This is a genomic window from Rhodococcus sp. R1101, from assembly GCF_000278445.1.
Classification (GTDB): Bacteria; Actinomycetota; Actinomycetes; order Mycobacteriales; family Mycobacteriaceae; genus Rhodococcus; species Rhodococcus gordoniae.
Window position 1 is genome coordinate 1 of the sequence record NZ_AJVB01000182.1, and the last position, 7,101, is coordinate 7,101.

Here is a 7,101-nt window from a genome sequence, read left to right on the forward strand (position 1 = left end):
CAGCGCGGTGATCGCGAAGGCGTTCCATGCGGTGACGACCTTGTCGTCGCGTCCGGGCTGGGGGCGCTGTGTGCGAGCGGCGAACAGGCGGGCCCGCACGTCGGCGAGTCGCGCCGGATCGTCCGGCTCGTCGAGCAGCTGCAACACCGAGGTGCCGTGCTCGAAGGTGCCGCCGGGGGTGACGGTGAACGCGTCCGCCGCCCACCGACCGTCGTCCGGGCCCAGCACCTCGACGAGCTGGTCGGGCGTCCACACATAGGTGAGGCCTTCGACCCCGTCGGTGTCGGCGTCGAGGGCCGACGCGAATCCGCCGTCGGGGGTGATCAGGTCGCGCAGCAGGAACTCGGCGGTCTCCCGCGCGACGCGCGTCGGCAGTTCCGCACCGGTCACCCGGGCGAGGTGCGCGTACAGCCTCAGCAGCAGCGCGTTGTCGTAGAGCATCTTCTCGAAGTGCGGCACCGTCCACGCGGCGTCGACGCTGTAGCGCGCGAACCCGCCCCCGAGCTGGTCGTAGATCCCGCCCCGCGCCATCGCGTCGGTCGTGCGCTCGACGAGACCGAGCGTGTCGGCGGAGCGGGTGCGCTCGTATCCGCGCAGCAGTCCCTCCAGCAGGTTCGACGGCGGGAACTTCGGTGCGCCACCGAACCCACCGTGTTCGCGGTCCTCGTCGGCGGCGATCGCGGCCGACGCCGCGTCGAGCAGAGCACCGTCGATCGCGACACTCCCGGCGGGCAGTCCACCGCCGCTGCGACGGAGTTCGGAGACGACGGCCTCGGCGGCCTGCGCGACCTCGTCGCGACGGTTGTGCCACGTGTCGGTGATCGCATGGAGCAGCTGCGTGAAGGACGGCATGCCCCCACGCGGCGTGCTCGGGTAGTACGTGCCGCAATAGAACGGGCCACCGTCGGGCGTGAGGAAGCAGGTCATCGGCCACCCGCCCCGGCCTGTCGTCGCGACGGTCGCGTTCATGTAGATCGCGTCGATGTCCGGTCGTTCCTCGCGGTCGACCTTGACGCACACGAAGTTCTCGTTCATGACGGCGGCGGTGGCCTCGTCCTCGAACGACTCGTGCGCCATGACATGACACCAGTGGCAGGCCGCATAGCCGATCGACAGCAGGATCGGCACGTCGCGCTCGACCGCCTCGGCGAGAGCGGCTTCGCCCCATTCCTGCCAGTGGACCGGATTGTCGGCGTGCTGCCGCAGGTAGGGGCTCAGGGCGTCGGCCAGTCGATTCGCCATGCCCCCACGCTACGGAAGGAGCCCCCTCGGTGGAGGAGGGTCGTCAGCTTCCCTTGGTGGGTTCGGGACGCTCCGGACCGGTGACCTTCTTCGGCTCGTCCGCCCCCTCCGCATCCACGGTGCCGGGAATCGCACCCGGCAACGTGCCGTCGTCCACGGCCTGGTCGGGCCCGGGATGCTCCGGATGGAAACTCTCGGGCAGCTTCTTCAGCCGCTTGTTCATGTTCCAGATCAGCAGCGCGGTCGCGACCAGCAGGACCACCACGATGGCGAGTCCGAGCGGGGACGCCTTGCCGAACTCGGGGCCGGTCGGCTCCTGGGCCAGAACCTCGACGGCCAGAACCTCGACCGCGAGCGTACCTATCGTCATTCGCCCTGTCCGTCCTCGATGCCCGCGAACAGATCCGTCTCCGGAAGCTCCGTGGTCACGCGGGTCTTGGCCAACTCGAACTCTTCGGTCGGCCACACCTTCTGCTGAATGTCCAACGGCACCGCGAAGAACGATCCGTTGGGGTCGATCTGGGTGGCGTGCGCCCGCAGCGCGTCGTCGCGCTTCGGGAAGTAGTCGCCACAGGTGATCTGGGTGGTCACGCGTCCCATGATGTCGCCCTGTTCGGTGCGCCACTTGCTGAGCCACTGCTCCATGGGGAACGGCTCCCCGCGACGCTCGTACTCGTCGCGGAACAACTCGAGCCGCTTACGGATGAAACCGTGCGAGTAGTACAGCTTGCGCACCGCCCAGGGCTCGCCCAGCTCCGGATGGAAATCCGGATCGGCCGCCGCCTCGTACGCCGCGACCGACACCTCGTGGCACCGGATGTGGTCGGGGTGCGGGTAACCGCCGTTCTCGTCGTAGGTGGTCATGACGTGGGGACGGAACTCGCGCACCGCCTGCACGAGCCGGCGGACCGGTTCGTCGAGCGGGATGACCGCGAAGCATCCCTCGGGCAGCGGCGGCTTGGGGTCGCCCTCGGGCAGGCCGGAATCGACGAAGCCGAGCCACTGCTGGCGCACTCCGAGGATGCGGGCCGCCTCGGCCATCTCCTCCTGACGCACCTCGCTCATGCGTTCGCGAATGCCCGGTACGTCCATGGCGGGGTTCAGGATGTCGCCGCGCTCTCCGCCCGTGAGCGTGACCACCAGGACCTCGTGCCCCTCGGCCGAGTACCGGGCCATCGTGGCCGCGCCCTTGCTCGACTCGTCGTCGGGATGGGCGTGCACGGCCATGAGCCGTAGTCCGCTCACGTGTATTCCTCCACCTCAGGTCGTCTGCTTCGCCGGAACCGTCCCCGCGCCCGCGTCGCGGTCGCACCGGATCCGTCCTCTATAGTTCCACCTGATAATTCCGTCGTCAGCCGTGGCCCTGCGGCGACGCCCGATCCATTCTCCCGCTGCGAAAGCAAAGTGATGAGCAACACCACCCCCACCGACCGGTACCCGTCGTCCCGATACCCCGGCCCCGGCGTATCGACACGCGGCAAACGCTGGGGTTTCACCGTGGCCGGCCTGCTCGCGGGGCTCGTCCTGGCGTTCGTGTTGTTCCAGAACAACTCGACTCCGATCGAGTCGGAGGTCGTCGCCTTCGACATCATCGACGACAGCACCATCGACATCCAACTCAAGGTCACGCGCGACGATCCGTCGCAGGATTCCGTCTGCATCATCCGGGCCCGCTCGAAGGACGGGAGCGAGACGGGCCGGCGCGAGGTTCTCGTCCCCGCGTCCGATTCGCAGACCGTCGTGCTCACTTCCACGGTGAAGACGTCCCAGCGTCCCGGTATGGGCGACAGCTACGGGTGCAGTACCGAGGCTCCCGACTATCTGCGCGCACCCTGATCCTGCTCCCACACCCCCCTTCCAGCGCTTTCCCGGAGTGCGGACCGCAAAGATGCTAAAATGGCCGGATACACGGTTCCACCCTTTGGGGCCGTGTATTGCTGCATAAGAGCATCAACAGACAGTACGACTTCCGTTCAGCCTGAAGCCATGGGGGGACGACGGCGGTCGTGCTGTTGCGGTCGTTGCATGTGCACGACTTGTCCACGGAGCCGGGGGCTCCAACCCGAAGGAAGTGATCGAGGATGACCGAGACCCAGGTGACCTGGCTGACGCAGGAGTCGTACGACCGACTCAAGGCCGAGCTGGACCAGCTCATCGCGAATCGTCCTGTCATCGCCGCCGAGATCAACGAGCGTCGCGAGGAAGGCGACCTCAAGGAGAACGGCGGCTACCACGCGGCCCGCGAGGAACAGGGCCAGCAGGAAGCCCGCATCCGTCAGCTCCAGGAGCTGCTGGGCACCGCCAAGGTCGGCGTCGCTCCGACCGAGTCGGGCGTCGCCCTCCCCGGTTCCGTCGTGACCGTCTACTACGGAGGCGACGAGACCGACACGGAGACGTTTTTGATCGCGACCCGCGAAGAGGGTGCCCGCAACAGCGAGCTCGAGACCTACTCCCCCAGCTCGCCCCTCGGTGGCGCCCTGATCGACGCGAAGGTCGGCGAGACCCGCGAGTACAACCTGCCCAACGGCAACACCATGAAGGTGACGCTGGTGAGCGCGGAACCCTACCGCGGCTGATCCCGTGAAGCAGAGCTCCTAGGCAGAGCTTCGTGCAGAGGGCCCGACCGGATGTTCTCCGGTCGGGCCCTCGTGCATTCCCGGCAGGTTTCCGGAAGGTGCGCCTTCTCAGAAGATGCGGCGCGCCTTCATGCCGGGGAAGACCGGCCCCACCCGCACGACGTCGCCGGTAGTGGGTGCGTGCACCATCTGCCCGCCGCCGATGTAGATGGCGACGTGGCCGGGGCCACCGGCCTGCCAGTTGCCGAACAGCAGGTCGCCGGGACGTGCCGCGTACAGCGGTATCTCGGTGCCGACGTGCCACTGGGTCTCGGACGTACGCGGCAGCGCGACACCCGTCGCGGCGAAGACGGCGTACGAGGTCAGGCCCGAACAGTCGAATCCGCCACCGGACGGCCCGTTGATGTTGCCGCCACCCCAGACGTACGGCAGGCCGAGGTACTTGAACGCGAGGTCGACGACGCGGTTGCCGATGTCGCCGGCGCCGCCTCCGATACCCCGGCCCAGGAACGGCGAGAGCATACGCGCGAAGACGTGCTCGGTCGCCCGGATCTTCGCGACGTAGGGCTTCGTCTGGTTCTCGTAGTCGGGATGACCGGACGGCATGCCACCGGAACGTTTCACCGCGCCGACCCCCGCGTTGTAGGCCGCGAGGGTCAGATCGAGCGTGTCACCCTCGACCAGGCCGCGCTTCTTCCAGTCGTCGATGAGCTTGTAGTTGTCGCACAGGAGGTTGCCCGAGGCCATGACCGGGTCGGCGATGCCGAGGACGTCGGCCTTGCCGTCGCCGTCGGCATCCTTGCCGTACTGGTCCCAGGTACCGGGCATGAACTGCCCAGGGCCGCGCGCACCGACCGGGGAGACCGGGGCGGTCGGGCCGTACCGGAAACCGTTCTCTGCGGAGTAGAGAGCGGCGAGGACCGGCGCCGAGACACCCTCGCACAGTTCGCCCGCTTTCTTCAGCCACGGCGCGAACACCGCGATCGCGCCGATGGGCGCGAGTCGCGTTCCGGGAAGGATCGCCGGGATCGACGGCAACGTGATCCCGGGGCCCGGGATCGTGGGTCCCGGCTGCGGGTTTCCGAGCGCGCCGGTGACCGGTGGCTGCACCGGTATCCCGAACGGCCCGGGCCGGGCGGCCGGAGGTTCGGGCGCCAGGACGGGCGGAAGCGCTTGCGGATCGGCGGGATGCAACTCTGCGGCCGCTTCCTCGGGCAGGTGGGGCTCGATCGCCCCCGCGACCGCCGCCGTCGCGTCCGCGACCGCCTGCTGGGCACCCTGCTGCATCGGTTCGGGCAACGAGGCGACGAAATTCGCCACGTCCGTGTCGGTGTTCTCCGCACCTGCCTCGAACGACTCGATCGCCCCGTCGATCCGATCCTTGATCTCTGCCGGTAGGTCCACGCCCTGCACGAGCGCACTTGCTGCCGTAGCCACTGCCACGATGACCGCAGACGGGTCCATCGACATCCGCTACCCCCACATCCGTCCATCAACCGCTCCCACCGTAACTGTGAGGTCGATCACCAGTACGGCTTCCGAATGTTCTTATCACATATATTCAGGAACACGTTCCAGTATTGAGACCGGTGGGATTCTTGTGACCGGAGTGACCTGAACTACGGAGCCGGATAGAATTCGGCGGCGTCCGGATGGGTCAGGACGTCCATGATGTCCACGGGATCGACCGCCTCTTCGGCCAGCAGGGCGACGAGCGTCTCCCGCTGATCCTCCGTCACCGGCTCGCATCCGCCCGGCATCACCCATCGCCCTTCGCCTACCGGCATGACGCGGGCACACAGCAGCGTGCCGGCGGGTATCTCACCCGTCAGCCAGGGCGCGGACACCTCCACCACCCGGTCGGTGCGGACATCGCGCAGCACGAGCGTCTCCTCCGGCACACTCGCCTCGACCTCGAAGACCGACCGCGCGACGGCGAGCCAGGAGCGGGCGAGCTCCGACTCGTCCTCGGGCAGCAACTCCCCGCGACGCTCGACGAAATCGGCGAACGCGCCGGCGTCGAACAACAGGACGTCCTCGACGAGCGGATCGGCGACCGCCTCGGCCACGGCGTCGTCGTCCCCGTAACCCGAACGGGCCTCCGCCAGGGCGACCCGGTGTTCCGCCCACGCCGGTTCCAGGGCGTGCATGGCCGCCTTCATGTACAGCCAGTCGGACCGCTCCTCGAGCGAATGCTCGGCGCGTCCGAGGTGACATGCCTTGTACTTGCGGCCCGACCCGCACCAGCAACGGTCGTTGCGGCCGAGGCCCGGGACCTCCTTCGGCCGGTACCGGTCGAGCAGTTCGTAGAGGGGATGTTCGTCGCCACCCGGCACCCGGGCGAGCAAGGACAGACCCCGCACCGCATCCCCGCGGTCGGAGGCGAACCGTGCCAGATCGAACAACGGCAGGTCGAAGGCGGAATCGAGATCGGCCGAACGTTCGTAGTGCCGTTCGGCCTCCGCGATCCGTCCGGTGGACTCGGCCGCGCGGCCGGCGATCCAGTGCGCCGCGCCCGCCGCGCGCCGGGGCGCGTGATCGAGCAACCACAGCGCAGCCTGCTCGATCGCCTCGGGGGCAAGCTTCTCCCCCACCAGCTCGTCGTGGACGGTCTCGGCGATCTCGGGATCGGACAGCACCGAGTACAGACCCGACTTCCCCACGGCGAAGCGTTCTTCGAAATCGTCGTCGTCGCCGCGTTCGAATGCTTCGACCAGCGACGCGAACAGGGCCACACCCGGCACGGCGTCGACGGGTATCCCGAGCTGTTCGGCGTAGATCTCGAACATCGCCCGGTCGAAGTATCCGTCGAAGTCGAATCCCTTCGGCGCCACCAGATCTCCACTGCGCACCAAGCCGGCCTCGGCGAGAAGTTCCCCGATCGGCAGGGACGGCGCGGAGAATGTCCCGGACGATTCGGCGAGTACGTCGACGAACGCGGTCTCGAGGCTCGCCACCTGTTCGCGGGCGATCCGCTGCTCGAGCGCGTGCACGAATTCGCTCACGCCTCTTCGGACTTCACCGTGGACCGGCGCGAACGACAGGCGGCCGTCCCGCGCGGTGAGGGCGAGCAGATCTCCCGGTCCGTGACCCGCCGGCGCCCCGTCGGGAAAGACGATCATCTCCCGACGGCCACCCACCCCTGCATCCGGGTCATCCTGCGTCGCAGTCTCTTCGGATTCTGCCGGTTGCACGAGATCGAACTCGTCGTCCTCGGAGACGAGCATCAGGAGCGGTTCGATGTCGTCGACCGGGATCGCGTTCCGGGCGAGATCGTCGGCCG

Annotated in this window: 7 protein-coding genes; 2 read left to right on the forward strand and 5 right to left on the reverse strand. The window is 68.2% G+C overall.

Annotated features, from left to right (window positions below; translation table 11 throughout):
* The 3 genes from R1101_RS0112785 to mca all read right to left on the reverse strand — a co-directional run.
* Positions 1-1,242, reverse strand: a 1,242-nt coding sequence (locus tag R1101_RS0112785) for a thioredoxin domain-containing protein (protein ID WP_016933811.1), incomplete at its 3' end; no start/stop codon positions are given.
* A 43-nt stretch (positions 1,243-1,285) separates the two neighbouring features.
* Entirely contained in the window at positions 1,286-1,612 is a 327-nt protein-coding gene (locus R1101_RS0112790; protein WP_016933812.1) for a hypothetical protein, read from the reverse strand.
* Entirely contained in the window at positions 1,609-2,487 is an 879-nt protein-coding gene (mca, locus tag R1101_RS0112795) for a mycothiol conjugate amidase Mca (RefSeq protein ID WP_026003212.1), read from the reverse strand. Before mca ends, R1101_RS0112790 begins: the two co-directional genes overlap by 4 nt.
* A gap of 162 nt (positions 2,488-2,649) precedes the next feature.
* Between mca and R1101_RS0112800 the strand changes: the two genes are divergently transcribed.
* Positions 2,650-3,078 (forward strand): DUF4307 domain-containing protein, encoded by a 429-nt coding sequence (locus R1101_RS0112800; RefSeq protein WP_016933814.1) that lies wholly within the window; start codon positions 2,650-2,652, stop codon positions 3,076-3,078.
* 245 nt (positions 3,079-3,323) lie between these two features.
* The gene (gene greA, locus R1101_RS0112805; protein WP_016933815.1) at positions 3,324-3,818 is read left to right on the forward strand and encodes a transcription elongation factor GreA; all 495 of its coding nucleotides are present in this window, start codon (positions 3,324-3,326) and stop codon (positions 3,816-3,818) included.
* Positions 3,819-3,926: 108 nt separating this feature from the next.
* Here the strand turns inward: greA and R1101_RS0112810 are convergent, their stop codons facing one another.
* Positions 3,927-5,288 (reverse strand): bifunctional lytic transglycosylase/C40 family peptidase, encoded by a 1,362-nt coding sequence (locus tag R1101_RS0112810; protein WP_026003213.1) that lies wholly within the window; start codon positions 5,286-5,288, stop codon positions 3,927-3,929.
* Positions 5,289-5,437: 149 nt separating this feature from the next.
* On the reverse strand, positions 5,438-7,101 hold a 1,664-nt coding region (locus R1101_RS26610; RefSeq protein ID WP_016933817.1), incomplete at its 5' end, for an SEC-C domain-containing protein.